This window comes from Streptomyces olivochromogenes (assembly GCF_021538895.1).
In the GTDB taxonomy this organism is placed as follows: Bacteria; Actinomycetota; Actinomycetes; order Streptomycetales; family Streptomycetaceae; genus Streptomyces; species Streptomyces olivochromogenes_A.
On sequence record NZ_JADDRL010000043.1, the window covers coordinates 1 to 26,833 of the forward strand.

Consider the following 26,833-nt stretch of genomic DNA (forward strand, 5'->3'; position numbering starts at 1 on the left):
TGTGCTTGAGGGGGAAGGGGTTCCTTCGTGCGCCGGGGTGTTGGCGTCGGGCTGCTCGTCCGGGGCGTCGGCTGCGGACGTCGCCGCCGGAGCGTCGGCCTGGGGACTCCGCTCCGAACCGTCGGCGTCAGGTGCCCCTTCCGGGCCGTGGGCCGTGGTGGGCATCCGGAACCCGTTCGCGAGCAACTCCCTTACGTCACGGGCCACCCGCGCGCGGTCCACCTGTCCGGTTCTGCCATCGCCGGGGGTCCGGGAGTCGGCGGGACCAGCGGGCCCGTGCCGACGCGAGGGGCCGGTCACCGACGTCCCGGACGCCTGTGCCTCCTCCCGCGCCTGCGCCGCCTTCTGCCGAGCGGCACGGAGCGCGTCGCGGGCGACGTCACCGGGACGCCCGTCGGCCTCTACCGCCGTACCCTCCGCCACCCCGTCAGGAACGCCGCCGTTCCCGCCGTCGGCCTCGCCCCGCTGAGTACGCTCCTCGCCCCGACGAGCGGACACGGCAGAGCGAAGCGCCGCCCGCGCGACATCACCGGGCCTCGGCGCGACGTCACCGGACGCCGCGGCTCCCCCTTCGCCCGCCCCTACGGGCACCGCGACTCCGGAGTCATCCGCGTCTCCCGGCACCCCGGCCTCGCCCACAGGCACCGTGGCATCACGCTCGTCGGCCGTTCCGGGCCCCGACTGCCGAGCCCCGAGCGCCTCAGGCGTCTCCCCCGCGCCCGGCGCCCCGCCAGGAGGCACCTTCGGATCGTCCGTCGTCCGTTCCCGGGCCGCTCGTAGGGCGCGGCGGGCGGCGTCGGCGGGGCGGTCGGTCATGACGGCCTCCGGAGGGACACCAGATCGGACAGCTCCCGGTCGGTCAGTTCCGTCAGGGCCGCCTCGCCGGAGCCGAGGATGGCGTCGGCGAGCGCGCGCTTGGACTCCAGCATCTCGGCGATGCGGTCCTCGATCGTGCCCTCGGTGACCAGGCGGTGGACCTGGACGGGCTGGGTCTGGCCGATGCGGTAGGCGCGATCGGTGGCCTGCTCCTCGACGGCCGGGTTCCACCAGCGGTCGAAGTGGACGACATGGCCGGCCCGGGTGAGGTTCAGGCCGGTGCCCGCGGCCTTCAGGGACAGGATGAGGACGGGGGTCTGCCCGCTCTGGAAGCGGTCCACCATGCGCTCCCGCTCCGGCACCGGCGTGCCGCCGTGCAGGAGGTCCACCGGGATCGCGCGGGCGGCCAGGTGGGCGGTGATGAGGCGGGCCATCCCGACGTACTGCGTGAAGACGAGCGCCGAGCCGTCCTCGGCGAGCAGGGTGTCCAACAGCTCGTCGAGCAGGGCGAGTTTGCCGGAGCGGGCGGCGAGCCGGTCGCCGCGGGGCTCCTCCTTCAGATAGAGCGCGGGGTGGTCGCAGATCTGCTTGAGGGCACCCAGGAGCTTCAGGACCAGGCCCCGCCGCGCGATCCCGTCGGCGGTCTCGATGGCCAGCAGGGACTCCCGTACCACCGCCTCGTACAGCGCGGCCTGTTCGCGGGTGAGCGGGACCGGGTGGTCGGTCTCCGTCTTGGGCGGGAGCTCCGGGACGATGCCGGGGTCGGACTTCTTGCGGCGCAGGAGGAAGGGGCGTACGAGGCGGGCCAGGCGGGTCACCGCCTCGCTGTTCTCGTCGGCCCCACCGTTCTCCACCGCACGTGCGTGGCGCGCGCGGAAAGCCTTGAGCGGGCCGAGGAGTCCGGGGGTCGTCCAGTCGAGCAGGGCCCAGAGTTCGGAGAGGTTGTTCTCCACCGGGGTGCCGGTCAGGGCCACGCGCGCGGGGGACCCGATGGTGCGCAGGGCCTTCGCGGTCGCCGAGTACGGGTTCTTGACGTGCTGCGCCTCGTCGGCGACGACCATGCCCCACCGCTGCTCGGCCAGCCGCGCGGCCGTGGACCGCATGGTGCCGTACGTGGTGAGGACGAAGCCGCCGGCCAGGTCGTCGAGGCTGCGGTCGGGGCCGTGGAAACGGCGGACGGGCACGCCGGGGGCGAACCGGGCGATCTCCCGCTGCCAGTTGCCCAGCAGGGACGCCGGGCAGACCACCAGGGTGGGCTCGTCGCGCGCCCGCCTCAGGTGCAGGGCGATCACCGTGATGGTCTTGCCGAGCCCCATGTCGTCGGCGAGGCAGCCGCCCAGGCCGAGTGAGGTCATCAGGTCGAGCCAGGCCAGGCCGCGCAGTTGGTAGTCGCGCAGGGTGGCGTGCAGCCCCGGGGGCGGCTCGGCGGGCCGGATGCCGGCCGTCAGCCGGTCACGCAGGACGGCGAGCGCGCCGACCGGCACGGCCTCGACGGTCTCGCCGTCGACCTCCGCGCTGCCGGTGAGCGCGACGGACAGCGCGTCGACCGGGTCGAGCAGGCCCAGTTCGCGCTTGCGTGCCTTGCGGACGAGGGCGGGGTCGACCAGCACCCAGCGGTCCCGCAGCCGTATGACCGGACGGTGGGCCTCGGCCAGCGCGTCCATCTCGCCGTCGGTGAGCGGGTCGCCGCCGAGCGCCAACTGCCAGCGGAACTGGAGCAGTTCCTCGCTCTCGAAGAATCCGGTGCCGTCGGTCGCCGAGCCCGGCGCGGGCCGTACCACCGCGGCGGCCGTCAGGTCCTGCGCCAGGTCCCGGGGCCAGTGCACCGCGACCCCGGCCGCGGCCAGCCGGCCGGCCGCCACGCCGAGCAGGTCCCCGAGCTCCTCCTCGGACAGGGCGAGGACATCGGGCACGTCCTGCTCGGACAGCCGGTCCAGCGGCGGCCACACGCGGGCCGCCCGGCGCACGGCCAGGGCGGCGTCCACGCGCGCGCGGACGCCGAACGCCGCGTCGGCGTCCCCCGCCCACAGGGCGGCGGCGTCGGCCACGAGGGTGGGGTCGGCGAGGCTGTGCACCTGGACGATCGCGGCACCCGCGCGGGCGGCGCCTTCCACGCCGTCGAACAGGTCGTACGCCGACAGGTCCAGGCGCAGCGAGATCCGCACGCCCGCGTCCATGCCGGCGGCGACCTCCGCGGCCCACTCGTGCGCGTCGGGCAGGGACTGCGGCTCGCGGGCGGCGAAGGGCTTCCCGCTGGTGTGGGGCGCGGCCGGGGTGCGGGGCAGGGTGTCCGCGACCGCGTCCAGGAAGGAGCGCACCAGCGCTTCCGGCTCGGGCAGCCGCAGCGGGCCGGGACCGGGCAGCGGCACGGCGTGGCCCTCGACGGGCAGGGCCGCCGCCACGGCGCGCAGATGGGCGATGTCGTCGGGTTCCAGCGGGCCGGCACGCCAGGCGTCGTGGCCGCCGGGGGTGAGGCCGGGCAGCAGCCGGCCGCGGGCGGTGAGCCGGAGCGCGTGCAGGGCGGCGGCGCCCCAGCAGGCCGTGGCCGGGTGGGCGGCCGGGTCGCGGCGGGCCCGCACGAGCAGCGGGAGGGCCGCGCCGAGCGGCAGGGACAGCGCGGGCACCTTGGCGCGCCGCACACCCGGGCCGTGCCGCCGTACGACGGTCAGCTCCTCCCGGCGCACGACCGCCGGGCCGTCCGGTCCCGCGGCCTCCGCGTCAGCCTCCGCACCGGCTGCGGCATCGGCGTCGGCATCTGCGTCGGGGAGAGAAGGCAGGGGACCGCCGTCGGGGTCCCAGAAGGCGATGCGGCCGTCGCGCGGCAGGGGCGCCGGAAGGTAGAGGGCCGCGAGCCGCACCGGGACCGCCTCCCCCGTCTCCCCGGTGTCCCCCGCGTCCCCGGAGCCCCTCGTGCGCCCGGCCACCGCGACCGTGCCGCTCATACGTCCTGCCACCTCCCGCCCGCATCTCGGATCAGACGTCTTCGACTGTACGGGCGGGGTCTGACAATCGGCCCCGGCGACCTTCGCCGCGGGCCCGCGGCGGTCAGGGAATGGTGCGTGAGACGACGTACACCATCGGGAAGTCGGGGTCGGCCAGGTTCACCACGAGGTCCTGGGTCGGCGCCGGGTTCTTCTGTTTGTGGGTCAGTCCGTGCCAGGGACCGGGACCGGTGAAGCGCCAGCCGGTGATCTTCTGGTCGCGGGTGCTGATGGTGATGTCGTCCTTCTTCAGCCGGTCCTTGTCGACGCCCATGCCGTCGAGGAAGCTGTCCAGGCCGGCGCTGTTGGTGCGGAACTGGACGTACAGACGGCTGGTGCGCCAGTTGTTCGTCTCGTAGTAGGCGATCTCGTCGGCCGGGTGCGGGACCGGCACCTGGTAGAGGCGGCGCTGCACCTTGGACGGCCAGCCCGCGGTGAGGCCGGTCGCCGAGTACTTCTGCTCCTTGTCCTTGCCGCTGTTGCGGCTCTGGTTGGCGGAGATCACCAGATAGCCCGCGGGGACGCCGATCAGCAGCACGATGATCAGGAGTGTGAGAGCCCGGCGGCGGGCCTTGTGGCGGGGGTCCTCGGCCGGACGCCGCGGCTCGTCCGGGGGCACGGCCTGGCGCGGCAGCGACGCGGTCATACCGTGTCCCGGCTGCGGCGGGCCTCGGCGAACCGCTCGTAGCGCTCGTACCGCTCCACCCGGCGCCGCTTGGCGCGCCGGAAGCGGCGGGCGACCAGGCGGGCGAGGTCGGCGGCGCCGACCATGCCGGCCTCGGGGCCGAGCTGGGCGCGGGTGATCCGGGCCTCGGGGCGGTAGCCGCGCCCGGTGAGGTGGCGCTTGAAGGCGTCCCGCGCGGGGCCGATGAGCAGGTCGTCGGCGGCCGAGACGCCGCCGCCGATCACGAAGCAGGAGGGGTCGAGCGCGGCCGCCAGGTTGGCGATGCCGACGCCCAGCCACTGGCCGATGTCCTGGAGCAGCTCGATGCACATCGCGTCGCCCTCGCGGGCCAGCTCGGTGATCATCGGGCCGGTGATCTCGGCGACGTTGCCCTTGACGTGCTCGATGATCCCGTAGGCCACGGGCGAGTCGGCGGCGGCCAGCTCCTTGGCCTCGCGGACCAGTGCGTTGCCCGAGCTGTACTGCTCCCAGCAGCCTCGGTTGCCGCACGGGCAGCGGTGGCCGCCGGGCACGACCTGCATATGGCCGAACTCGCCGGCGACGCCGTACTTGCCGCGCTTGACCTGGCCGTCCTCCAGGATCGCGCCGCCGATACCGGTGCCCAGCGTGATCATGACCAGGTGGTCCTCGCCGCGGCCGGCGCCGAAGCGCCACTCGGCCCAGGCGGCGGTGTTGGCGTCGTTGTCCACCAGGACGGGCACGGACAGACGGCCGGAGAGGCGGTCCCGCAGCGGTTCGTTGCGCCAGGACAGGTGGGGTGCGAACAGCACGCGGTTACGGTCCGCGTCGACCCAGCCGGCCGCGCCGATGCCGACCGCGTGCACGTCGTGGCGGTCGGAGAGGTCCAGGACCAGTTCGACGATGGTGTCCTCGACGACCTTGGGGCTCTTCGACTTGTCCGGGGTCTCCGCGCGGAGCTTCTCCAGGATGTTGCCGTCGGCGTCCACGACGCCCGCCATCACCTTCGTGCCGCCGATGTCGATCCCGACGGTGGGCACGCGGGGCGCCGTCAGGTGGGATCGGCGCTCTCGGGTGCCCACCGTGCGCAGCACGGGGGCTCGGCGGGAGCCGATGGGGGCGGTGAGGTCGCGATAGGTGCTCATCGGGGCCGATTCTGCCTCACCGAGGGGTCGGTTGCCGTACGGGGGAGCAAAGGGGTACGCGCGACCTGCGCCGGTCCCGGGGAGCCCGACGGCCGGCCGCGCGCCTCCTCTCGCCTCTAGGTCCTGTCGTCAAACTCACGTCGTCCGCCCGCAGGGCGGGCCTTGCGGCGAGTGGGGGTCCCCCCTGCTCGAAGAGCTTGGGGGAGCGTGCATGGCGTCGCGAGGCAGGCGGGAGTTTGACGACAGGGCCTAGGCGCGCCGCAGTTCGTGGCGCAGGTCGTCCAGGTCGTTCCCGCCCGCCATCTGGCGCGTCAGCTCTTCCAGCGTGATCTCGTCACGTGTGTGGTTGCCCACCATGCCGCCGCGCCTGAGCAGGACGAACCTGTCTCCGACCAGGTACGCGTGGTGCGGGTTGTGGGTGATCAGGACCACACCCAGGCCCGCGTCCCGCGCCGCGGCCACGTACTTCAGGACCACGCCCGACTGCTTGACGCCCAGCGCCGCCGTCGGTTCGTCGAGGACGAGGACCTTGGCGCCGAAGTACACCGCCCGCGCGATCGCCACGCACTGGCGTTCGCCGCCCGACAGGGTGCCGATGGGCTGGTCCACGTCGCGCAGGTCGATGCCCATGCGCAGCAGCTCGGCGTGCGTGGTGCGGCGCATGAGGTCGACGTCCATGCGCTTGAAGGGGCCCACGCCCTTGCGGGGTTCGGAGCCGAGGAAGAAGTTGCGCCACACCGGCATGAGCGGGACGACGGCCAGGTCCTGGTAGACCGTGGCGATGCCGCGGTCCAGGGCCTCGCGCGGGGAGGCGAGGCGGGTCTCCTCGCCCTCGATGCGCAGCGAGCCGCCGTCGTGTCCGTGCAGACCGGCGATGATCTTGATCAGGGTCGACTTGCCGGCGCCGTTGTCGCCCAGGACGCAGGTGATCTCGCCCGGGTGGACCTCCAGGGAGACGCCCTCCAGGGCGCGGACGGTGCCGTAGTGCTTGGTGACGTCGGACAACTCCACGAGTGCCGTACGCGCCTGGGTCTGACTCACTTGCCGGCCTCCGCCCGCTTACGGACCCAGGCGTTGAGCAGGGTCGCGAGGAGCAGCATCGCTCCGAGGAAGAACTTGAACCAGTCGGGGTTCCACTCGGCGAAGACGATGCCCTTGCTGGTCATGCCGAAGATGAACGCGCCGACCGCGGAGCCGACCGCGCTGCCGTACCCGCCGGTGATCAGACAGCCGCCGATGACGGCCGCGATGATGTAGATCAGCTCGTTGCCGACGCCCTCGCCGGACTGGACGACGTCGTACGAGAAGAGCAGGTGCTGGCCGGAGATCCAGGCGCCGAACGCCACGCCCATGTACAGGCCGATCCTGGTCCGGTGCACCGGGACGCCGACCGCGCGGGCCGCGTCCTGGTTGCCGCCGACCGCGAAGATCCAGTTGCCGGCGCGGGTGCGCAGCAGGATCCAGGAGGCGACGGCGACCAGGGCGATCCACCAGACGATGGTGATCTTGAAGTCGACCCCGCCGACGGTCACGGTCGAGGCGAAGACGGCGTGGGCGGCCGGGAAGCCCTCCATGTCGGCGATGGTCTTCGTGGAGACCGTGCTGTCGATCAGCTTGGTGAAACCGAGGTTCATGCCGGTCAGCATCAGGAAGGTGCCCAGCGTGACGATGAAGCTGGGCAGTTTGGTGCGCGTGAGCACGAAGCCGTTGAAGGCGCCGATCGCCAGGGTGGCCAGGAGCGAGACGCCCACGCCCACCCAGACGTTCGCCGTCATCTGGTAGCTGAACATCGACGAGATCAGCGCGGACGAGGTGACCATGACGCCCGCGGACAGGTCGAACTCGCCGCCGATCATCAGCAGCGCCACCGGTACGGCCATGATGCCGATCGTCGAGGAGGCGTACAGGACCGTGCTGAGGCTGGCCGCGCGCAGGAAGCTGTCGGCGGCCAGGGCGAAGAACAGGAAGACGGCGATCGCGCCGACCACCGAGCCCAGCTCGGGGCGGGCGAGCATCCTCCGCAGCGGGGAGCCGTGCAGAATCCTTTCTTCAGAGGCGGTCGCTCCAGAAGCCCTCGTCGTCTCCTCCGAGGGGGCTCGCGTCACATCGGGAGCCGCGCTCATCGGGTGCCCCGCTTCGTGTACTCCTCCAGCGCGGCCGCCTGGTCCTTCGTGACGATCTGCGGGCCGGTCAGCACCGGCTTGCCGCCGCCGAGGACGTCGCCGTTGTACTTGTAGGCCCACAGCAGGTCGACCGCCTCGTACCCCTGGAGGTACGGCTGCTGGTCGACGGCGAAGCCGAGGGTGCCGTCCGTCAGCTCGGCGGCGACCTTGGCGTTGAGGTCGAAGGTGTCCACCTCCGCCTTGCTCACCGCGCCGGCCCTGGCCTGCACCGCGGTGTCGGCGTACGGGGCGCCGAGGGTGACGACGGTGTCGACGGAGCGGTCGGCCTGGAGCTTGGCCTCGATCGCGGACTGCACGTCGGGCATGTTGGTGCCGTTGACGTAGAGGTTCTCCACCGTGCCGGTGAAGGTCTTGGCGACGCCGGCGCAGCGCTGCTCGTGGCCGACGTTGCCCTGCTCGTGCAGGACGCAGACGGCCTTCTTGCGGCCGCGCTCGTTCAGCTCCTCGCCGACCGCCTCGCCGGCGATGGTCTCGTCCTGGCCGATGTGGGCGAGCGCGCCGAAGGCCTTGGACTCGTCGGAACCGGAGTTCACGGTGATCACCGGGATGCCGGCCTTCTCGGCCCGGGCCACGGCCGCCTTCAGGGCGTCGTGCTTGGCGAGGGTGACGATGATGCCGTCGACCTTCTTGTCGACCGCCGCGTCCACGAGCTGCGCCTGCTGCTGGGCCTCGTCGTCGTGCGAGTACAGGAAGTTGATGTTGTCCTTGACCGCGGCCTGCTTGGCGCCGCTCTGCACGATGTCCCAGAAGGTGTCACCGTCCCCCGAGTGGGTGATCATCGCGAAGGTCCAGCGGGGTGTGTTCACCGCCGCCCTCCCCTGGGCCGCGGCGGCCCTGCGGGCGTCCTCGGCCCGCTTTCCCCCAGTACTGCTGCAGGCCGCCAGGGACACGGAGAGTGCCCCTGCCAGCGCGATGCCTACCCAGGTCCGAAACCGTGCCACGAGGCCGTGCCCTTCTTGCTGTGCTCTGACGTACGCAAGGGGCTGGTGATCAGCTCAGCAGCCCCAAACGTCCCATTGTCGGACACAGGTGTCGGGCGTCGCGTGACCGGGGCGGGCCCGGCGGTCGCATTGTCCGGACATTGCGACTAATCAGGCCGCGTGCCGGGGGTTTCGCCGGGGCCGTACGAGTGGTCCGGACTCAGGACCGTACGAGCAGCTGGAACTCGAAGGAGTAGCGCGAGGGGCGATAGGTGTGGTCGCCGAACTCGACCGCGCGGCCCGTGTCGTCGAAGGTCGTGCGTTGCATGGTGAGCAGCGGGGCGCCCTGCTCCTCCATGAGCCGCTCGGCCTCGGCCGCCGTGGCGCCGCGGGCGCCGATGGACTGCCGGGCGCTGTGCAGGGTGATCCCGGCGGCGCGCATGAGGCGGTAGAGGCCGGTGGCCTCCAGCTGCGCGGTGTCCAGGTCGAGCAGGCCGGGCGGCAGATGGTTGATCAGGTACGCCATCGGCTCGCCGTGCGCCAGCCGCAGCCGCTCGACGCGGTGCACGTCGCTGCCCTCGGCGACGCCGAGCGCGGCCGCGACCTCGGGGGAGGCCGGGACGACGGTGTTGACCAGGACCCTGGTGGCGGGGCGCTGGCCGGCCGCCTCCAGGTCGTCGTAGAGGCTACTGAGCTCCAGGGGGCGCTTGACCTGGCTGTGCACGACCTGCGTACCGACGCCGCGCCGGCGGACGAGGAGGCCCTTGTCGACCAGGGACTGGATGGCCTGGCGGACGGTGGGCCGGGACAGGCCGAGCCGCGCGGCGAGCTCGATCTCGTTGCCCAGCAGGCTGCCGGGGGTGAGGGTGCCGCGCTCGATGGCGGCCTCCAGCTGCTGGGAGAGCTGGAAGTACAGGGGAACGGGCGAGCTCCGGTCCACACTCAGGTCGAGCTGCACGGTCGGGTCCACTTCTGGTTTCGGCACGGGCCGAGCGTAGCTCCGCGGCCGGTTGACGGGAAGTTGTGTAGTTCGATTGTCCGGACATACGCATTGACAGGGCCCGCACTCGACCCTCACTTTGTCTTCATGCGCATCGGGGTCATCGGTACGGGCCGCATCGGCACCATTCACGCGAGAACACTCAGTCGCCATCGCGAGGTCGGTTCCCTGATCCTCACGGACGCCGATCCGGCGCGGGCCCAGGCACTTGCGCACCGGCTCGGCGAGACGGCCGCGCCGGGGGTGGACGAGATCTTCAAGTGGGGTGTCGACGCCGTGGTGATCACGACGGCGACCTCGGCCCACGCCGAACTGATCGGCCGGGCGGCCCGCTCCGGGCTCCCCGTCTTCTGCGAGAAGCCCATAGCGCTCGATCTGCCGGGCACGCTGGACGCGCTGGCCGAGGTCGAGACGGCCGGAACGATCCTTCAGATGGGGTTCCAGCGGCGCTTCGACGCGGGCTACACCGGGGCCCGTGAGGCGGTGCGCTCGGGGCGGCTCGGGCGGCTGCACACCGTGCGCGCGATGACCTGCGACCAGTCCCCTCCCCCGGCCGCGTGGCTGCCGCTGTCCGGCGGGCTCTTCCGGGACACGCTGATCCACGACTTCGACGTCCTGCGCTGGGTGACCGGGCGCGAGGTCGTCGACGTGTACGCGACCGGGTCGGACGCCGGGCCCGCGATGTTCCGCGAAGCGGGGGACGTCGACACGGGCGCGGCGCTGCTCACCCTCGACGACGGCACGCTGGCCACGGCGACGGCCACCCGGCAGAACGGGGCGGGCTACGACGTCCGGATGGAACTCGCCGGGGAGCGGGACACGGTCGTGGTGGGCCTGGACGACCGGACGCCGGTGGCGTCGACCGAGCCGAGCGGGCCGCCGGCCGCGGACAAGCCGTGGGCCGGTTTCCTGGAGCGCTTCGGGCCCGCGTACGAGGCCGAGCTGGGCGCCTTCGTGGAGGTCCTGCTCGGCCATCGGGCCAATCCGTGCGACGGCCGCGAGGCCCTCCAGGCGCTGCGCATCGCCGAGGCCTGCGAACGCTCCCGCCGCGAACGCAGACCGGTACGCCTGGCGGAACTCCCGGGGGGCCCGGGGCCGACGCTCGACTGAGTCCCCTCGCCCCCTACCAGCGCACCGGCAGTCTCCGTACCCCCCTCATCAGCATCCCCGGCAGCCAGTCGTCTGCCGGGCCGTCCAGCGCGAGGGCGGGGGCGCGGTCCAGGAGGGAGCGGAGCGCCGTGCGGGCCTCCAGCCGGGCCAGGGGCGCGCCCAGGCAGTAGTGGAGGCCGTGGCCGAAGGCGAGGTGGCCCCGGGTGTCGCGCCGGATGTCGAAGCGGTCGGGGTCGTCGTGGCGGCCCGGGTCGCGCTGGGCCGCGCCGAGGCCGACCAGCACGGCCTCGCCCTCGGCTATGGGGGTGCCGCCGATCTCCAACGGCTCGCTGGCGAACCGGTACGTCGCGTTCTCCACCGGCCCCTCGTACCTCAGCATCTCCTCGACCGCGCCGTCCAGAAGGGTCATGTCGGCGCGCAGGGCGGCGAGTTGGCCGGGGTGATCGAGCAGGGCGCGGACGCCGTTGGTGATCAGGTTGACGGTGGTCTCGTGGCCGGCGACCAACAGGATGAAGGCCATGCCCCGCAGTTCCTGCGCGGAGAGCCGGTCGCCGTCCTCGGCGGTGGTGCGGATCAGGTCGCTCAGCAGGTCACCGCTCGGCCCCGCGCACCGCTTGTCCTCGATCAGCTCGCCGAGGTATTCGGCGAGCCGCACGACGGCGTCGTACTCGCGCTCCGCGCTGGTGGGCGCGACCGCCTCCGACGAGAGCTTGCGGAACTCGGTGCGGTCCATCTCGGGGACGCCGAGCAGCTCGCAGATCACGGTGATCGGCAGGGGGTAGGCGAGGGCCTCCACCAGGTCGGCGCGGCCCTGCGGGAGCATCGCGTCGAGCAGTTCGTCGGTGATCTGCTGGATCCTCGGCCGCAGTTCCTCGACCCGGCGCATGGTGAAGGCGCGGGTGACGAGCCCGCGCAGGCGGGTGTGCTGCGGCGGGTCGGCGGCCAGCAGATGTCTGCCGATCAGCTCCTCTTCGAGGAACTGCATCCCGATCTTGCTGCCGTCCTTGGCCAGCCGAGGGTCGGCGAGCGCCGCGCGCGCCTCCTCGTACCCCACCACGAGCCAGGTCTCGTGGTGCTGCTCGGGTGCCGGCAGCCGCACGCGGTGCACGGGGCCGAGTTCCCGCAGCCGCGCGTACACCGGGTACGGGTCCCTGCGGAACGCGTCCCCGAACTCGCCTAAGTCGATCACCTGCGCCATGTCTCCCCCAACTCGGACACCTCTCGAAGACCACGGACCTGCCCCGGCACACGCACGCCAGGGATCTGTCCCCGCACCCGGACAACGCCCGGCGGCCTCAACTAGTGCCCGACTGGCGCCCGTCCTTCTCGGTGGGCCCGTTCCCGTCCGCGGGCCCGTCCTCCAGCAGGCCCGCGTCGTAGGCCAACAGGGCCACCTGTACGCGGTTGTTGAGGTCCAGCTTGGTCAGGATGCGGGAGACGTGGGTCTTGACGGTCGCGACGCTCATGAAGAGCCCGGTGGCGATCTGGGCGTTGGCGAGCCCGCGGCCCACCGCGACGGCGACCTCGCGTTCGCGGTCGTTGAGCGCGGCGAGCCGCTCCCGCGCGCGGGAGCGGCGGGTGTCGGCCGGACTGCCGGCCACCTGCGCCATCAACTGGCGGGTGACGGTGGGCGACAGGACCGGGTCGCCGGCCGCGACCCTGCGGACCGCCGCGACGATCTCGGCGGGCGGCGTGTCCTTGAGGACGAACCCGGCGGCGCCCGCGCGCAGGGCGCGCAGCACCTGCTCGTCGGCGTGGAAGGTGGTCAGGACGACGACCTGGGGCGCGTCCTCGCGGCGGCGCAGCCGCTGCGTGGCGGTCAGCCCGTCCACGGTCGGCATGCGGATGTCCATCAGGACCACGTCCGGGCGGGTGCGGTCCACGAGGGCCTCGACCTCGGTGCCGTCGGCGGCCTCCCCGACGATCTCGATGTCGTCGGCCCCGCCCATCATGAAGGACAGTCCCGCCCGCACCAGCGGATCGTCGTCGACGAGCAGCAGTCTGATCGCAGTCATGGCCCCTACGTACTCCCTGTCGGTGGCGTCGCGCGACACCCTCACCCCTCGCCCCAGGGCAGCCAGGCCCGGACCTCGAAGCCCCCGTCCACGGTGGCCCCGTGCTCCAGTCGGCCCCCGGCCAGTGTCGCCCGCTCCGTCAGGCCGATCAGGCCCTGGCCCGAACCCGGCACGGGCGGGACGTCGGCGTCCGGCGCGGGGTTGCGCACCGTCACGGCGAGGCCGTCGCCGGGGGCGCCCGTGACGGTCAGGGTGACCTCGGTGCCGGGGGCGTGCTTGCGGGCGTTGGTCAGTGCCTCCTGGGCGATGCGGTAGGCGGTGCGGCCGAGGGAGGCGGGGACGGCGGTGGGGTCGGTGACGCGGGTGTCGAGGGCGACCTTCATGCCCGCCTCGCGGGACTCGGCGACCAGGGCGTCCAACGCGGCGAGCGTCGGCTGGGGCCGGCCCGCGTCGTCGCGCTCGCCCGCCCGGAGCACGCCGATGATCTCGCGGAGGTCCTGGAGGGCCTCGTGCGCGCTCTCCCGGATGACACCGGCGGCCCGCGCGATCTCCTCCTGGGGCGCGTCCGGCCGGAATTCCAGGGCTCCCGCGTGCACGCTGAGCAGGGTGAGCCGGTGGGCGAGGACGTCGTGCATCTCGCGGGCGATGGCCTCCCGGGCCAGGCGCTGCGCCTGCTCGGCGCGCAGCCGTGCCTCCGTCTCGGCGCGGCGGGCGCGGTCGCGCAGGCTGAGCATCAGCTGCCGCTTGGAGCGGACGAACATGCCCCAGCCGATGATGGTCGTGGTGAGCAGGGTGGCGAACAGGACGAGGGCCGCGTACGGCCCGGTGGGGTCGGGGCGCAGCCAGAAGAAGAGCGGGAGCAGTGCCAGGTTGGCGCCGCCGATCCAGGCCACGTACCGGAAGGGCCGGTGCACGGCGACGGTGAACAGGGCGACCATGCACGCGCCGCCCGCGGTGTTGGACAGGAAACCGACCGGGATCGTCGCGACGGCGAGCCCGAGCGGCCACCGGCGGCGCAGCCAGACGGCCGCGCAGGCGAGGGCGCCCAGGAGTTGGTCGAGGAAGGCGAGGACGGGCGGCAGGTGCGACTCGTCGGCCAGGGACTTGGCGCCCAGGAGGCCGACGACGGCGGCCAGCAGGAAGCAGCAGAAGTCGACGACCCAGTCGCGCGCGGTGCGCCGCGGCCGCCGCCGTCCCGAGGTCGCGGCGTCGGGGTCGAGCTCATGGATCACCGCGGACGGGAACAGCCACCGGCGGCCCGTGAACATCTGCGGCGCCAGCGCCGTCTCGTCACCACTCACGGTCGGCAAATCTACGCAGGGTGCGCCGGTGCGGTCTCCCCCGCCGGGGGCATCGCCGACCAAAGTCGTACCGCCGTGTTCTTTGGATGGTCCCGCCCGGCCGGAGCGCAGCCTTCGGTCGCGCGGGACTCGCCCCGCGGCCGATGTGTGGGGGGAAACCGCGGGGCGAGAGTCGTGCCGTGAAAAAGCTGCTGGAGGTACTCGGATTCCTCGCGCTCGTACAGGGCGTGCTGGGCCTGGTGCACGAGTTCACCCACTGGCACGTGGGCCTCGTGCAACGGCTCGGCTTCCTCGACGACTACGGCGTCTATGCGAGCGTCGCCCTGCTGGTGCTGGCGTGCGCGCTGCTCGCCGCCGCGGAGAGCCGGAAGCCCGGTTGAGTGCGCACCGGGCCTCCGGCTGGTCGCGCCGTTCCCTCGGACCCGGACCTCGGTTCAGCAGCCGAAGTCGATCAGGTCGAACGTGGCGTAGTGGTCCCCGGTGTAGTAGTCCTCCTGGTACTCCTCACCGGTGACGATGCGCCGCGCGCCGCGGGTGGAGGAGCCGGGGGTCTTCACCGTGTACTCGTGGTAGTAGCCGGTGGGCTGGCCGGGCAGGACGTGCTCCCGGTTCTGGAAGACGACCCCGTCCTGCGAGTACGGGAACGGACCGCCCTGGTCGATCAGCTTCAGGGTGGTGTACGCCTGCGAGGGCAGGTCGCCGTAGCAGATGCTGCCGACGGACGTGGCCGCCGCGTCCGCCGAGGTGGCGGTGACGGTGCCGCCGACGAGGAGGGCGGACAGGAGGGCGCCCGCGGCGCCGATGCGAGTGATTCGTGGGGGGAATCTCATGGCCTCATGATGACGCGCGTAGACAGTGGCATGTCAATGTCAATCCGGAGGATTTTCCCCTCAAGTCCGATGAGTTTTCGGGGAGTTAACCTCCGGCCCGCAGTCCCCACAAGGTCCCTACAAGCACCGGCGGGCTAGGCGGTCGGGTCGGGCTCGGGGAGGGCGTACGAGCCGTACTCCGGGCGGCCCGCCGTGTCGTACGACTGGATGGAGACGCCGGCTCCGGTGACGCGCCCTCCGGTGTGCCGGAACCTGGTCGGGACGGCGCCCTCCGCGAAGAGGCGGCGGCCGGCGCCCAGCACGACCGGGAAGGTCAGCAGGTGGAGCGTGTCGAGGAGGCCGAGGTCCAGCAGGGAGCGGACGAGGGCGCCGCTGCCGTGGATCTGGAGTTCCCCGTCCGTGCGCTCCTTGAGGGCGGCGACCTCCTTGGCGAGATCGCCCGCGATCACGGTGCTGCCGGACCACGCGGGGTCGGTCAGGGTCGAGGAGGCGACGTACTTCGGGAGGGCGTTGAGTTTGGCCGCGATCGGGTCGGCGGGGTCGGTCACCTTCGGCCAGTGCGAGGCGAAGATCTCGTACGTACGGCGGCCGAGGAGGAAGGCGCCGGCGCGGTCGAAGGCCTCGGTCACGAACGCGCCGAAGTCCTCGTCGCCGAACGGAAAACTCCAGCCGCCCTGGTCGAAGCCGCCGGCGCGGTCCTCCTGGGGGCCGCCCGGGGCCTGGTAGACGCCGTCGAGGGTGACGAACACGGTGGAGACGAGCTTGCCCATGGCGGGTGCCTTCTTCCTGGGGTGGGGTCCGTGGTCATCACCTCAGACCCCACCGGCACCCGCAACTCATCGGTCCGCCGGCACCCGCGTCCCGTCGGTGCGCGCTGTGCGGTCCGCCGTCTCAGCCCGCGTGGGTCGAGAACAGTCCGCCGGTCGGGCCCTGCTTGTCGCCGCCCTGCGCCTTCCTCAGGGCGTTGGCGAGGCTCTCGATGGTGAGCGACTGCAGGATGACCCGGCCGTTGCCCTCCAGGGTCGCCAGCGACAGGCCCTCGCCGCCGAAGACCGCGTTCATGATCCCCTGGCGGTTGAGGCCGCCGACGCGCTGGACGCCGTACTGGATGCCCTCCTCGAAGGCGACGACACAGCCGGTGTCGACCTCGATGCGGCCGCCGAAGTCGGCGGGGTTGAGGTCGATGAAGTTGCCGGCTCCGGCGATGATCACCGTGCCGTGGCCCGTGAACTTCTCCAGGACGAAGCCCTCGCCGCCGCTCATGCCGGTGCGGCCGCCCTGGAAGGCTATGCCGAAGTCGACGGTGGACTCGGCCGCCACGAACGCGTCCTTCTCGGCGAACCACGCGCGCGTGCCGTCGAGTTCCAGGGCGCGCATCTCGCCGGGCAGGACGCCCGCGAAGCCGACGGTGCCCTGGCCGCCCTGGGCGGTGAAGTACTGGAACGCCAGCGACTCACCGGCGAGCATGCGCTGGCCGACCTGCATCGCCGTACCCATGGCCTGGCGCAGCATGCCGCCCATGCCACCGCCGCCGCCCTGCGGCTGACCGTTGCCGTTCGACGGCCCGGACAGGCGCGTCTCCATGGTCACGTTCGTCGTCTTGAACAGGAACTTCCCCGCCTCGCAGTACACGGTCCGGCCGGGGGTGAGATTGACGATCGCCATCTGCATGGCGTTGCCGACGATTTCTTGCTGAAGAGTCACGGGGGGAGAACGCGGATACGGAAGGAAGAGTTCCGGTTGGCCGAGATCGTTGTCCGTTCACCGCCAGCACCGCGTCGGCCGGGCCGCTGGGATGGACGCATGACAGCTCAGGGAACTCTGAACGGCAAGGTGGCACTGGTCACCGGCGGCAGCCGCGGCATCGGCGCGGCGACGGCACTGCGGCTCGCGCGCGAGGGCGCGGACGTGGCCGTCACCTATGTGAACGGCAAGGAGGCGGCCGAGGACGTCGTACGGGCCGTCGAGGCGCTCGGGCGCCGGGCGGTGGCCCTGCGCGCGGACGCGGCGGACGCCGCCGAGGCGGCGGGCGCGGTGGAGCGCGCGGCGCAGGCGCTGGGCGGGCTCGACGTGCTGGTGAACAACGCGGGCGTCGGCGTGCTCGGCCCGCTGGAGACGCTCGGCCCGGAGGAGGTGGACCTGGTCCTCGCCGTGAACGTGCGCGCCGTCTTCCTGGCCTCCCGGGCGGCGGCCGCGCGGATGGGAGCCGGCGGCCGGATCGTCACGATCGGTACCTGCATGACGCAGCGGGTGCCGGGGCCCGGCGGCACGCTCTACACGATGAGCAAGTCGGCGTTGATCGGGCTGACCAAGGCGCTGGCCCGGGAGCTCGGCGGGCGCGGGATCACGGCGAACCTCGTGCATCCGGGACCGACGGACACCGACATGAACCCGGCGGACGGACCGTACGCCGACGGGCAGGTGGCCCTGACCGCGCTGGGCCGGTTCGGTACGGCGGACGAGGTGGCGTCGGCGGTGGCGTACCTCGCCGGTCCGGACGCGGCGTACGTCACCGGGGCGGAGCTCTCGGTGGACGGGGGCCACGCGGCGTAGGCCTGTGGTGGTCGGGCGGTCCTTGTCCACCCGCCCGCCCGACTCGGTGGGTCGAGAAGCCGCGTGACGCGACTTCTCGAGGCACCGGGACGGGCCGGCGGGTGGTGCCGGCTCAGCCGCCCAGTTCCTGGTGGCGCGCCGCCAGGCGGGTCGCGCCCTCCTCCGTCAGGGAGCCGAACAGGCGCAGGCGGGAGATGCCGCCGTCGGGGTAGATGTCCACGCGCGCGTGAGTGCCGACGGCGGGGGCCGGCAGGACGAAGCGGTGATTGGTGTCGGGCTGGAGGCGGGTGCGCGGGAGGATCTCGCGCCACTCAGTGTCCTCGCGGTTCTCGCCGTCCCGTACGGACACCGACGCCCAGCCGGCGCTGTTGCCCTTGAGATAGGCCGTGTCGATCTCGATCGCGCGGATCAGGGACTGGGCCGCCAGCCGGTAGCGGATCCAGTCGTTGCCCCGATCGCGGCGCCGGCGGGTCTCCCAGCCGTCGTCCATCTTGCGGGAGCGGCCCGGCTGGATGGTGTTGGTCGCCGGGGAGTAGAACAGGTTGGACGCGTCCTCGACCCGGCCGCCGTTCTCCAGGGCGACCACGTCGAAGGTGCCGAGGACCTTCAGCCACTCGGGGTCCGGGACGACCTCGCCGTACACGCGCAGGCGCGCGATGCCGCCGTCGGGGTGCTGGTTGACGCGCAGGTGCGTGAAGCGCTGTTCGACCGAGACGGCGAAGCCGTTCGCCGCGTGGCCACCGACCGGGGTGCGCGGGACGAGCGTCGTCCACTTCACGTCGCCGCCGAGCAGTTCCTCGGGGGACGGGGAGCCGGCCACGGTCGCGCCCTCGACCGACACCGCCTGCGGGTAGTTGCCGCGGAAGTGGGCGGTGTCGACGACGATGCCCCGTACGACACCGGGCGCGCCCAGGCGCACCAGCGCCCAGTCGTGGTCCTCGGCCGTGGGCCAGGGGTGCTCGGCACAGGCGCCGCGCCGGCGGCGGGTCTCCCAGCCGTCCATGATCTTGCCCTTGTGCCCGAAGTGCTCGGGGTCGAACTCGGCCCGCTCGGGCACCAGCAGGTTCTCGCGCTGGGCGAAGAACTCGTCGTTGGCGGCGACGACACCGGCGCCGAGCTGCCGGTCGGCGAGGTTGGCGTACTGGGTGAAGGGGAAGTCGGCGGTGCGGTAGTCCGCGTACGGGTCACCGCCTCCGTAGGGGTTCGCGTCGCCGGTGAAACGGGGTGTCGCCGTCACGGTGATCAGGGGTTCCTTTCGGGAGTCGGCCGCTGCGGTCGCGGGAGTGGTTCAGGGGGTGCGGGCCAGCAGCCGGCCCTTCGGCTCGGTGAACTCGCCGTCGGCGACGATGCGTTCGCCGCGCAGCCAGGTGGACTTCACGACGCCGTACAGGGTGCGGCCCGCGTACGCCGTGACGCGGTTGCGGTGCTGGAGGGCGGCCGGGTCCACGGTGAACGTCTCGTCGGGGGCGAGGACGGCGAAGTCGGCGTCGCGGCCGGGCGCGATGGCGCCCTTGTCCGCCAGGCCCACCAGGGCCGCCGTACGCGTCGACATCCAGCGGACCACGTCCTCCAGGCCGTGGCCGCGCCGGCGCGCCTCGGTCCAGACGGCCGCCAGGCTGAGCTGAAGGCCGGAGATGCCTCCCCAGGCGGTGGCGAAGTCGTCCGTCTTCAGGTCGGCCGTGGAGGGCGAGTGGTCGGTGACCACGCAGTCGATGGTGCCGTCCGCCAGCGCCTGCCAGAGCAGGTCCTGGTTGGCGGCCTCGCGGATGGGCGGGCAGCACTTGAACTCGCTGGCGCCGTCCGGGACTTCCTCGGCGGTCAGGGTCAGGTAGTGCGGGCAGGTCTCGACGGTGATGCGGACGCCGTCGGCCTTGGCGGCGGCGATCAGCGGCAGCGCGTCGCTGGAGGACAGGTGCAGGACGTGCACGCGCGCGTGGAGGCGTTTCGCCTGGGCGACGAGGTTCGCGATGGCGGTGTCCTCGGCGTCGCGCGGGCGGGAGGCGAGGAAGTCGGCGTACTTGGGGCCGCCGTGGTGCGGGGCCGCGTCCAGGTGGTGCGGGTCCTCGGCGTGCACGATCAGCAGTCCGTCGAAGTCGGCGATCTCGGCGAGCGACCGGGCGAGTCCGTCCTGGTCGAGGTGTGGGAACTCGTCCACGCCCGAGGGCGACAGGAAGGCCTTGAAGCCGAAGACCCCGGCGTCGTGCAGCGGGCGCAGGTCCTTGACGTTGCCGGGCAGGGCGCCGCCCCAGAAGCCGACGTCGATGTGCGCCTTGTCGGCGGCGACCTGCCGCTTGACGCGGAGGTGGTCGACCGTCGTCGTCGGCGGGAGCGAGTTGAGCGGCATGTCCACGAGGGTGGTGATGCCGCCGGCGGCCGCGGCGCGCGTGGCGGTCCAGAAGCCCTCCCACTCGGTGCGGCCCGGGTCGTTGACGTGCACGTGGGTGTCGACCAGGCCGGGCAGCAGGACGTCGTCGCCGAAGTCCTCCAGGCGGGCGCCGCGCGGTACCTCGGCGTCGTACGGCAGCACCGCCGTGATCCGGCCGGCGAGGACCGCGACCGAAGCGGGACCCGTCCCCTCCGGGGTGATGACGCGCGTCGAGCGCAGCACCAGTTCAGCGTCGGACACCCGGACCCCTCTCTGCCGCCGTTCTGCTTCCAGGAAAGCGGGATGTACAGACACGCAATGGAATTCAACGTTCTGTTGAAGGAGTCTTCACTCCCACTCCCGCGCCGTCAAGGGCACACTTCTTCTCGACGGACCCCGGACGCACACTCTGGACGTTTCCACGAAGCGGAATTACAATTCCAGCAAGCAGAACGTAGCTACGTACCAGCGGGGAGTCAACCGACTGCCGGGTAGGCTTCTGCCCTTCCCGCCAGTCCCGAAAGGAACGCGCCCGTGCCGACGTCCAACGCCAGCACCACCGACTCCGCCAAGTCCAGCAGCGGCGGCGTCCAGTCCCTGGAGCGCGCCTTCGACCTCTTGGAGCGGATGGCGGACGCGGGCGGCGAGGTCGGTCTCAGCGAGCTCTCGGCGAGCAGCGGGCTGCCGCTGCCCACCATCCACCGCCTGATGCGCACCCTGGTGGCCTGCGGATACGTACGCCAGCAGCCCAACCGGCGCTACGCACTGGGCCCGCGTCTGATCCGCCTCGGCGAGTCGGCCTCGCGCCTGCTCGGCACCTGGGCCCGCCCCTACCTCGCCCGCCTCGTCGAGGAGACCGGCGAGACGGCGAACATGGCGCTGCTGGACGGGGACGAGATCGTCTACGTGGCGCAGGTGCCGTCCAAGCACTCGATGCGCATGTTCACCGAGGTCGGCCGGCGCGTGCTGCCGCACTCCACGGGCGTGGGCAAGGCCCTGCTCGCCGGCGTCCCGGAGCACGAGGTACGCGCGCTCCTCTCCCGCACCGGCATGCCCGCCGCGACGGACAAGACGATCACCACCCCCGAGGGTTTCCTGGCCGCACTGGAGGACGTCCGCCGGCTCGGCTACGCGGTCGACGACAACGAACAGGAGATCGGCGTCCGCTGCCTCGCGGTACCGGTACCCGACTCCCCCACCGCCGCGGCCATCTCGATCTCCGGCCCGGCGGGCCGGGTCACCGAGGCAGCAACGGACCGAATCGTCCCGGTACTCCAACAGGTAGCCGAGGAACTCTCCGAGGCACTGGCGAGCTCGGGGGCCTGACGCGGGGCTCGGTGAGTCCGCGCCGGAGTCAGTGAGTCCGAGGCGGAGTCGGTGAGCTGGCCGGGGCCCGGTGAGCCTGAGCCGGAGTCGGCGGCGTGAGCCGGGTTCGGTGGCGTGAGCCGGGTTCGGTGAGCATGAGCCGAGGCCGTTGAGCCCGAGCCGGACTCGATCAGCCTGGGCCGGACTCGGTGAGCCTGACCGGGCTCGGTGACTCCGAGCCAGGGTCGTTGCGCCGCCGGGGTCGGCCAGCCCAAGCCGGAATCAGTGAGTCCGAGCCGCGGCCGGTGAACCCGAGCCAGGCCCGTTGAGCCCGAGCCGGACTCGATCAGCCCGAGCCGGACCCGACGGAACCGGGCCAGTCTCGGGACGCCGAGCCGGGGCCGGTGAACCCAAGCCGGGGGTCGGTCAGCCTGAGCCTGGATCGGTCAGCCTGAGCCGGAGTCCGTCAGCCCCAATCGGACCCAGTGGAACCGAACTGGACCCGATGGAGCCGAGCCGGCCTCGGGGGACCGAGCCGCGCCCCCGATCCCTCAGCGGCGTGGTGGTTCACCGAACAGGTCCACCGCCGCGCGGACGTCCGACAGGCCCCGGGCCAGTGCGCTGACCGAACCGATCGCGCTCGCGATCAGTAGCAGGGAGCGGCGCAGGCGGGGGATCTCGGGCATGCCGCTGACGGCCATCGCGGCGAGGGTGGCGAGTTCGTCCTCGGCGATGCCCCGGTCGGGGAACTCGACCGGGTGCGTGGCGAGTTCGCGGCGCAGCCGGGACACCGCGGTCCGCAGTTCCGCCACCCTCGGGTCCTCGTCGCTGCCGGTCACTGGCCTCTGCCCCAAGCTCCGCAACGCAGCCCTCCCCCAGGCATGTCGTTGTGTGCGCACGCTTCGCCGTCCCGCCCAGAGCCCCCGTGGCGGCGGTCGGGCACCGGGGGACGCGGGTCAGTAAACGCCACCCGGTGCGGGGCGCGCCACACCGCGGACGGAATTTCAGGCCAAGGAGAGGCCGTGCCCCGCCCGGCGTCAGGTATGCAGGACGCATGACCGACAAGCACCACATCACCGGCCTGCTGCTGGCCGCGGGCGGCGGGCGGCGGCTCGGCGGACGGCCCAAGGCACTGCTCGAACATCGCGGACGCCCGCTCGTCGAACACGCGGTCGGCGTACTGCGCGCGGCCGGATGCGACCGGATCCACGTGGTGCTCGGGGCGGCCGCGGACGCCGTGCGCGAGCGCGCGGAGCTGCCCGGCTGCGTCCTCGTGGACAACCCCGACTGGGCACAGGGCATGGGCTCCTCGCTGCGCGCCGGACTGGCCTCCCTCACCGGGACCGGCGCGCGGGCCGCGCTGGTCTCGCTCGTCGACCAGCCCGGCATCGGACCGGTGGCCGTGGCCCGGGTGCTGGCCGCGTACCGGGACGAGTCCTCGCTGGTCTCGGCCGCGTACGAGGGGGTGCGCGGGCATCCCGTGCTGTTCGGCGCCGCCCACTGGACCGGGATCGCCGCGAGCGCGACCGGCGACCGGGGAGCACGCTCGTACCTGAAGGCGCACGAGGACGCGATCACGCTCGTGGAGTGCGCGGACGTGGCCCGGGCGTACGACATCGACACCGAGGCCGACCTGGTCCACCTTGAGTGAGGAGGGTGGCACGCAGAGCCACGTTGCCTCGAACTGGAGAATCTCGATGTCAACAAATCATTGAACTTCCACGATGAGGAAACTAGTATCCACTGCTCAGAAGCGCCCTGCTGCTCCGCAGGCGCACATCGCCGTACCCGGGCCGACTGGCACCCGGTGCCATCGCTGAAGGAAGTGACAGCTCATGTCCGCACCAGCGCCGTCTCCGCTGGCCATCGTCGACGCCGAGCCCCTGCCCCGGCAGGATGAGGTCCTCACCGACGCGGCGCTCGCCTTCGTGGCCGAGCTGCACCGGCGGTTCACGCCGCGCCGCGACGAACTGCTCGCCCGCCGCGCGGACCGCCGCGCCGAGATCGCCCGCACCTCCACGCTCGACTTCCTCCCGGAGACCGCCGCCGTCCGCGCGGACGACTCCTGGAAGGTGGCCCCGGCCCCCGCGGCCCTGAACGACCGCCGCGTCGAGATCACCGGCCCCACCGACCGCAAGATGACCATCAACGCGCTCAACTCGGGCGCCCGGGTGTGGCTCGCGGACTTCGAGGACGCCTCCGCGCCCACCTGGGAGAACGTGGTCCTCGGCCAGCTCAACCTGAGCGACGCCTACACGCGGCGCATCGACTTCACCGACGCGGCCTCCGGCAAGTCGTACGCCCTGCGCCCGAACGAGGAGCTGGCCACCGTCGTCATGCGCCCGCGCGGCTGGCACCTCGACGAGCGCCACCTCGTCGACGCCGACGGCAGGGCCGTCCCGGGCGCGTTCGTCGACTTCGGCCTGTACTTCTTCCACAACGCCCAGCGGCTGCTGGACCTCGGCAAGGGCCCGTACTTCTACCTGCCGAAGACGGAGTCTCACCTGGAGGCCCGCCTGTGGAACGACGTGTTCGTCTTCGCGCAGGACTACGTTGGCATCCCGCAGGGCACCGTCCGGGCCACCGTGCTGATCGAGACGATCACGGCGGCGTACGAGATGGAGGAGATCCTCTACGAACTGCGCGACCACGCCGCCGGGTTGAACGCGGGCCGCTGGGACTACCTCTTCTCGATCGTCAAGAACTTCCGTGACGGCGGCCCCAAGTTCGTCCTGCCGGACCGCAACGCGGTCACCATGACGGCCCCGTTCATGCGCGCGTACACCGAACTCCTCGTCCGTACCTGCCACAAGCGCGGCGCGCACGCCATCGGCGGCATGGCGGCGTTCATCCCGTCCCGCCGCGACGAGGAGGTCAACAAGGTCGCCTTCGAGAAGGTCAAGGCGGACAAGGACCGCGAGGCGAACGACGGTTTCGACGGCTCGTGGGTCGCCCACCCGGACCTGGTGCCGATCGCCATGGCGTCCTTCGACCGGGTGCTCGGTGACCGGCCCCACCAGAAGGACCGGCTGCGCGAGGACGTCGACGTCAAGGCGGCCGACCTGATCGCCGTCGACTCCCTGCACGCCAAGCCGACGTACCCGGGCCTGGTCAACGCCGTGCAGGTCGGCATCCGTTACATCGAGGCCTGGCTGCGCGGCCTCGGCGCCGTCGCCATCTTCAACCTGATGGAGGACGCGGCCACCGCCGAGATCTCCCGCTCGCAGATCTGGCAGTGGATCAACGCGGGCGTCGAGTTCGAGAACGGCGAGAAGGCCACCCCGGAGCTGGCCCGCAAGGTCGCCGCCGAGGAACTGGCCGCCATCCGGGCGGAGATCGGCGAGGAGGCCTTCGCGGCCGGCCACTGGCAGCAGGCCCACGACCTGCTGCTCCAGGTCGCCCTCGACGAGGACTACACGGACTTCCTGACGCTGCCCGCGTACCGGCAGCTCACCGGCTGAGCCTCGCCGGCCTCACCTGTCCGAGTGGCCCAGGGACCTTCCCGGGGCCACTCGGTCGCGTACGGCCCGCTTGACGGCCGTCGGCTCCGGGAAGCCCTGCTCACGGCGGTCCCAGACCACCTCGTCATTGACCCGGACCACGAAGACACCGCCCGTGCCGGGCTTGAGCGCGAGTTCCGTGAGCTCGGCCTCGAAGGTCGTCAGCAGCTCCTGGGCCAGCCAGGCGGCGCGCGGCAGCCAGCGGCACTGGGTGCAGTACTCGATCTCGACCCGCTGCGCGTCCGAAGGGCTGTCCGTCATCCGAGGTGCACCGACCAATCCTGTTCCGCCGCCGGTTTGCCGTGCAGGTCGGGGACCCGCTTGAGCCACTTCGGGCGGCCCTGCTGCGTTCTGGCCGCGCGGGCGGCCTCCTCGGCCGCGAGTTCCTCGCGGCTCGGGAAATCGGTGGGCAGCCACTGCTGCGAGGCCCGCACGCGCGCGGCGAGGTAGCCGACGTAGGCGGTACGGACCTCGTCGGGCGTGCCGAAGCCCGGTTCCTCGGCCAGCCAGGCGTCGGGCACCTCGGCCAGGATGCCCCGCAGGAGTTCCTCGGTGACCCGGGGGGCGAGTTCGGCGTCGGCGGCCCGGACGTCGGGGGTGTAGTGGCCGAGGGCGTGGTGCCGGAAGTCGTACGCCTTCTCGGGCGCCGAGGTGTCCCAGCGGTGGTGGAAGACGAGGGCGGCGCCGTGGTCGATGAGCCACAGGTGCGGGGGCGCGGTGCCGAAGGTCGGCCAGATCATCAGGTTGGAGCTGTGGATCGTACGGTCGACGTTGACGGTGAGCGCGTCGAGCCAGACGATCCTGCCCGCCTCCAGCGGGTCCACCGGGAAGGTCCGGGCGACCTCGGGCGTGAAGTCCTTCGCGCCCGGCAGGTAGTCCATCCCCAGGTTCATGCCCTCGGAGGCGTGGAGCAGCTCCCGTACCTCCTGGTGCGGCTCGTGCGCGGCGATCTCCGGGTCGAAGTGCACCAGGACCAGCTCGGGGAACCGCAGCCCGAGGGCGCGCGCCAGCTCCCCCACGATCACCTCGGCGACCAGCGCCTTGCGTCCCTGCGCGGAGCCGGTGAACTTCACGACGTACGTCCCCAGGTCGTCGGCCTCGACGACGCCGGGCACGGATCCACCCTCGTGCAGGGGCGCCACGTATCGGGTGGCGGTGACTTCACTCAGCATCCTCTCAGGCTATGCACCGCCTTCTCGGGCCGCCCGGCAGGGGGCAAGTTCACTTTCAGGACATCGCCGGACGGTGTTGCGTTCGCCGCCGGAATCGATCATGGTCGGTACGTGAGTCTCGTCGCCGCCCCGGCCGAGGCCCGAGCCGGGTCCACCCCTTCCACCCACCCGAGGCCTGCCCGAACCATGACGACCAGCGTTCCGTCCGCCACCGCGCCCGGCACGAACCCGTGGCTGCGGCCCCTGACCCACAGCCCCCGGCCGCGCATGCGGCTCCTCTGCTTCCACCCGGCGGGCGCGGGCCCGAACTTCTACCGCGCCTGGGCCGCCCGGCTGCCCCAGGACGTGGAGGTCCTCGCCGTCCATCTGCCGGGCCGTGAAGGGCGCTTCGCCGAGCCACGCCTGACGGACTATCACGCGGCCGTCGCGGCGCTGTACGCCGGTGTCCGGCCCGCGCTCGGACCGCTCCCCTACGCGTTCTTCGGCCACAGCATGGGCGCGCTGCTCGCCTACGGCGTCGCCCTGACCGCCGCCCGGCACGGCGACCCGACGCCGGAGCAGCTCCTGCTCAGCGGCTGCGCCGGGCCCGGCGGTCCGCATCCCAAGTCCGGCCGCGCGCAGTGGAGCGACGCCGACATCGTCGAGGATCTGCGCGCGATGGGCGGAACGACCGACGAGGTGCTCGCCAGCCCCGAGCTCATGGACATCCTGCTGCCGGTCCTGCGGGCCGACTACACGCTCTGCGCCGGCTTCCACGCCGCTCCGCCCACCGGGCGGCTCGACTGCCCGCTCACCGTCCTCGGCGGGGCGGACGACCGCCACACCCCGGACGACCTGGCCCGCTGGGCCGCCGTCAGCACCGGCGCCTTCGCCCATCACACCTTCCCGGGCGGGCACTTCTTCCTCACCCGCGAGTCGACCGACCCCGTGCTCTCCACCGTCACCGCCGTCCTGAGCGGGCAGCCCCCTCGACCGGAACACCGGCCGGCCTGAG

Annotated in this window: 25 protein-coding genes and 1 pseudogene; 7 read left to right on the top strand and 19 right to left on the bottom strand. The window is 72.5% G+C overall.

Features of this window, described 5'->3' with window-relative positions; genetic code table 11:
- The 8 genes and pseudogenes from IPZ69_RS22170 to IPZ69_RS22205 form a co-directional block, all read right to left on the bottom strand.
- Positions 1-423, bottom strand: a pseudogene (locus IPZ69_RS22170) (hypothetical protein); the annotation flags it as partial.
- Positions 424-812: 389 nt separating this feature from the next.
- Positions 813-3,758 (bottom strand): DEAD/DEAH box helicase, encoded by a 2,946-nt coding sequence (locus IPZ69_RS22175; protein ID WP_235455991.1) that lies wholly within the window; start codon positions 3,756-3,758, stop codon positions 813-815.
- A gap of 103 nt (positions 3,759-3,861) precedes the next feature.
- Positions 3,862-4,443, bottom strand: coding sequence for a sugar kinase (locus IPZ69_RS22180; RefSeq protein WP_235455993.1), 582 nt, complete (start codon positions 4,441-4,443; stop codon positions 3,862-3,864).
- A complete protein-coding gene (locus IPZ69_RS22185) occupies positions 4,440-5,585 on the bottom strand; it encodes an ROK family glucokinase (protein ID WP_235455995.1) in 1,146 nt (381 codons plus the stop codon). Before IPZ69_RS22185 ends, IPZ69_RS22180 begins: the two co-directional genes overlap by 4 nt.
- A gap of 249 nt (positions 5,586-5,834) precedes the next feature.
- The gene (locus IPZ69_RS22190) at positions 5,835-6,626 is read right to left on the bottom strand and encodes an ATP-binding cassette domain-containing protein (RefSeq protein ID WP_235455996.1); all 792 of its coding nucleotides are present in this window, start codon (positions 6,624-6,626) and stop codon (positions 5,835-5,837) included.
- Positions 6,623-7,600, bottom strand: coding sequence for an ABC transporter permease (locus IPZ69_RS22195; RefSeq protein ID WP_235455997.1), 978 nt, complete (start codon positions 7,598-7,600; stop codon positions 6,623-6,625). Before IPZ69_RS22195 ends, IPZ69_RS22190 begins: the two co-directional genes overlap by 4 nt.
- 104 nt (positions 7,601-7,704) lie before the next feature.
- Positions 7,705-8,709, bottom strand: a complete 1,005-nt coding sequence (locus IPZ69_RS22200) for a sugar ABC transporter substrate-binding protein (protein WP_235455998.1) — start codon at positions 8,707-8,709, stop codon at positions 7,705-7,707.
- 199 nt (positions 8,710-8,908) lie between these two features.
- Positions 8,909-9,646: a GntR family transcriptional regulator gene (locus IPZ69_RS22205; protein ID WP_235456068.1), complete on the bottom strand. Its 738-nt coding sequence runs from the start codon at positions 9,644-9,646 to the stop codon at positions 8,909-8,911.
- Between the two features lie 129 nt (positions 9,647-9,775).
- Here IPZ69_RS22205 and IPZ69_RS22210 point away from each other — a divergent pair, with 129 nt between their 5' ends.
- Complete coding sequence (locus IPZ69_RS22210; RefSeq protein ID WP_235455999.1) at positions 9,776-10,798, top strand: Gfo/Idh/MocA family protein; 1,023 nt, start codon at positions 9,776-9,778, stop codon at positions 10,796-10,798.
- 13 nt (positions 10,799-10,811) lie between these two features.
- On the opposite strand, the gene IPZ69_RS22215 is transcribed toward IPZ69_RS22210, so the two are convergent.
- The 3 genes from IPZ69_RS22215 to IPZ69_RS22225 form a co-directional block, all read right to left on the bottom strand.
- Positions 10,812-11,996 carry a cytochrome P450 family protein gene (locus IPZ69_RS22215; RefSeq protein ID WP_235456000.1) on the bottom strand — a complete coding sequence of 395 codons (1,185 nt, stop codon included), beginning with the start codon at positions 11,994-11,996 and terminating at the stop codon, positions 10,812-10,814.
- Between the two features lie 97 nt (positions 11,997-12,093).
- Positions 12,094-12,813 carry a response regulator transcription factor gene (locus tag IPZ69_RS22220; protein WP_235456001.1) on the bottom strand — a complete coding sequence of 240 codons (720 nt, stop codon included), beginning with the start codon at positions 12,811-12,813 and terminating at the stop codon, positions 12,094-12,096.
- Positions 12,814-12,854: 41 nt separating this feature from the next.
- The gene (locus IPZ69_RS22225) at positions 12,855-14,081 is read right to left on the bottom strand and encodes a sensor histidine kinase (protein ID WP_235456069.1); all 1,227 of its coding nucleotides are present in this window, start codon (positions 14,079-14,081) and stop codon (positions 12,855-12,857) included.
- A gap of 212 nt (positions 14,082-14,293) precedes the next feature.
- Between IPZ69_RS22225 and IPZ69_RS22230 the strand changes: the two genes are divergently transcribed.
- Positions 14,294-14,494 (top strand): hypothetical protein, encoded by a 201-nt coding sequence (locus IPZ69_RS22230; RefSeq protein WP_235456002.1) that lies wholly within the window; start codon positions 14,294-14,296, stop codon positions 14,492-14,494.
- A gap of 54 nt (positions 14,495-14,548) precedes the next feature.
- On the opposite strand, the gene IPZ69_RS22235 is transcribed toward IPZ69_RS22230, so the two are convergent.
- The 3 genes from IPZ69_RS22235 to IPZ69_RS22245 form a co-directional block, all read right to left on the bottom strand.
- Entirely contained in the window at positions 14,549-14,944 is a 396-nt protein-coding gene (locus tag IPZ69_RS22235; protein WP_235456003.1) for a ribonuclease domain-containing protein, read from the bottom strand.
- Positions 14,945-15,078: 134 nt separating this feature from the next.
- On the bottom strand, positions 15,079-15,714 hold the full coding sequence (locus IPZ69_RS22240; RefSeq protein ID WP_235456004.1) for a dihydrofolate reductase family protein: 636 nt from the start codon (positions 15,712-15,714) through the stop codon (positions 15,079-15,081).
- Between the two features lie 121 nt (positions 15,715-15,835).
- The gene (locus IPZ69_RS22245) at positions 15,836-16,648 is read right to left on the bottom strand and encodes an AIM24 family protein (RefSeq protein ID WP_235456005.1); all 813 of its coding nucleotides are present in this window, start codon (positions 16,646-16,648) and stop codon (positions 15,836-15,838) included.
- A 99-nt stretch (positions 16,649-16,747) separates the two neighbouring features.
- On the opposite strand from IPZ69_RS22245, the gene IPZ69_RS22250 reads away from it, so the two are divergent.
- The gene (locus IPZ69_RS22250) at positions 16,748-17,497 is read left to right on the top strand and encodes an SDR family oxidoreductase (protein WP_235456006.1); all 750 of its coding nucleotides are present in this window, start codon (positions 16,748-16,750) and stop codon (positions 17,495-17,497) included.
- A 112-nt stretch (positions 17,498-17,609) separates the two neighbouring features.
- Here the strand turns inward: IPZ69_RS22250 and alc are convergent, their stop codons facing one another.
- Together alc and allB are read right to left on the bottom strand one after the other, a co-directional pair.
- On the bottom strand, positions 17,610-18,734 hold the full coding sequence (alc, locus tag IPZ69_RS22255) for an allantoicase (protein WP_235456007.1): 1,125 nt from the start codon (positions 18,732-18,734) through the stop codon (positions 17,610-17,612).
- Positions 18,735-18,785: 51 nt separating this feature from the next.
- On the bottom strand, positions 18,786-20,123 hold the full coding sequence (allB, locus tag IPZ69_RS22260) for an allantoinase AllB (protein WP_235456008.1): 1,338 nt from the start codon (positions 20,121-20,123) through the stop codon (positions 18,786-18,788).
- A 273-nt stretch (positions 20,124-20,396) separates the two neighbouring features.
- Between allB and IPZ69_RS22265 the strand changes: the two genes are divergently transcribed.
- The gene (locus tag IPZ69_RS22265) at positions 20,397-21,188 is read left to right on the top strand and encodes an IclR family transcriptional regulator (RefSeq protein ID WP_235456009.1); all 792 of its coding nucleotides are present in this window, start codon (positions 20,397-20,399) and stop codon (positions 21,186-21,188) included.
- Positions 21,189-21,718: 530 nt separating this feature from the next.
- Here the strand turns inward: IPZ69_RS22265 and IPZ69_RS22270 are convergent.
- Positions 21,719-22,006: a DUF5955 family protein gene (locus tag IPZ69_RS22270; RefSeq protein WP_235456010.1), complete on the bottom strand. Its 288-nt coding sequence runs from the start codon at positions 22,004-22,006 to the stop codon at positions 21,719-21,721.
- A 215-nt stretch (positions 22,007-22,221) separates the two neighbouring features.
- Here IPZ69_RS22270 and IPZ69_RS22275 point away from each other — a divergent pair, with 215 nt between their 5' ends.
- Together IPZ69_RS22275 and aceB are read left to right on the top strand one after the other, a co-directional pair.
- Positions 22,222-22,818 carry a nucleotidyltransferase family protein gene (locus tag IPZ69_RS22275; RefSeq protein ID WP_235456012.1) on the top strand — a complete coding sequence of 199 codons (597 nt, stop codon included), beginning with the start codon at positions 22,222-22,224 and terminating at the stop codon, positions 22,816-22,818.
- A 184-nt stretch (positions 22,819-23,002) separates the two neighbouring features.
- On the top strand, positions 23,003-24,628 hold the full coding sequence (aceB, locus tag IPZ69_RS22280; protein WP_235456014.1) for a malate synthase A: 1,626 nt from the start codon (positions 23,003-23,005) through the stop codon (positions 24,626-24,628).
- Between the two features lie 12 nt (positions 24,629-24,640).
- Here aceB and IPZ69_RS22285 read toward each other — a convergent pair whose 3' ends face one another.
- Positions 24,641-24,928 (bottom strand): SelT/SelW/SelH family protein, encoded by a 288-nt coding sequence (locus IPZ69_RS22285; protein ID WP_235456015.1) that lies wholly within the window; start codon positions 24,926-24,928, stop codon positions 24,641-24,643.
- On the bottom strand, positions 24,925-25,839 hold the full coding sequence (locus IPZ69_RS22290; RefSeq protein ID WP_235456016.1) for a HipA family kinase: 915 nt from the start codon (positions 25,837-25,839) through the stop codon (positions 24,925-24,927). Before IPZ69_RS22290 ends, IPZ69_RS22285 begins: the two co-directional genes overlap by 4 nt.
- A 186-nt stretch (positions 25,840-26,025) precedes the next feature.
- Here IPZ69_RS22290 and IPZ69_RS22295 point away from each other — a divergent pair, with 186 nt between their 5' ends.
- Entirely contained in the window at positions 26,026-26,832 is an 807-nt protein-coding gene (locus tag IPZ69_RS22295) for a thioesterase II family protein (RefSeq protein WP_235456017.1), read from the top strand.
- Position 26,833: the final 1 nt, after the last annotated feature.

Bases quoted from the DNA above. Each gene is read 5' to 3' on its own strand.
- IPZ69_RS22175 (WP_235455991.1), bottom strand. From the start codon at position 3,758: ATGAGCGGCACGGTCGCGGTGGCCGGGCGCACGAGGGGCTCCGGGGAC.
- IPZ69_RS22180 (WP_235455993.1), bottom strand. From the start codon at position 4,443: ATGACCGCGTCGCTGCCGCGCCAGGCCGTGCCCCCGGACGAGCCGCGG.
- IPZ69_RS22185 (WP_235455995.1), bottom strand. From the start codon at position 5,585: ATGAGCACCTATCGCGACCTCACCGCCCCCATCGGCTCCCGCCGAGCC.
- IPZ69_RS22195 (WP_235455997.1), bottom strand. From the start codon at position 7,600: ATGCTCGCCCGCCCCGAGCTGGGCTCGGTGGTCGGCGCGATCGCCGTC.
- IPZ69_RS22210 (WP_235455999.1), top strand. From the start codon at position 9,776: ATGCGCATCGGGGTCATCGGTACGGGCCGCATCGGCACCATTCACGCG.
- IPZ69_RS22215 (WP_235456000.1), bottom strand. From the start codon at position 11,996: ATGGCGCAGGTGATCGACTTAGGCGAGTTCGGGGACGCGTTCCGCAGG.
- IPZ69_RS22220 (WP_235456001.1), bottom strand. From the start codon at position 12,813: ATGACTGCGATCAGACTGCTGCTCGTCGACGACGATCCGCTGGTGCGG.
- IPZ69_RS22225 (WP_235456069.1), bottom strand. From the start codon at position 14,081: ATGTTCACGGGCCGCCGGTGGCTGTTCCCGTCCGCGGTGATCCATGAG.
- IPZ69_RS22235 (WP_235456003.1), bottom strand. From the start codon at position 14,944: ATGAGATTCCCCCCACGAATCACTCGCATCGGCGCCGCGGGCGCCCTC.
- IPZ69_RS22240 (WP_235456004.1), bottom strand. From the start codon at position 15,714: ATGGGCAAGCTCGTCTCCACCGTGTTCGTCACCCTCGACGGCGTCTAC.
- IPZ69_RS22250 (WP_235456006.1), top strand. From the start codon at position 16,748: ATGACAGCTCAGGGAACTCTGAACGGCAAGGTGGCACTGGTCACCGGC.
- IPZ69_RS22275 (WP_235456012.1), top strand. From the start codon at position 22,222: ATGACCGACAAGCACCACATCACCGGCCTGCTGCTGGCCGCGGGCGGC.
- aceB (WP_235456014.1), top strand. From the start codon at position 23,003: ATGTCCGCACCAGCGCCGTCTCCGCTGGCCATCGTCGACGCCGAGCCC.
- IPZ69_RS22285 (WP_235456015.1), bottom strand. From the start codon at position 24,928: ATGACGGACAGCCCTTCGGACGCGCAGCGGGTCGAGATCGAGTACTGC.
- IPZ69_RS22290 (WP_235456016.1), bottom strand. From the start codon at position 25,839: ATGCTGAGTGAAGTCACCGCCACCCGATACGTGGCGCCCCTGCACGAG.
- IPZ69_RS22295 (WP_235456017.1), top strand. From the start codon at position 26,026: ATGACGACCAGCGTTCCGTCCGCCACCGCGCCCGGCACGAACCCGTGG.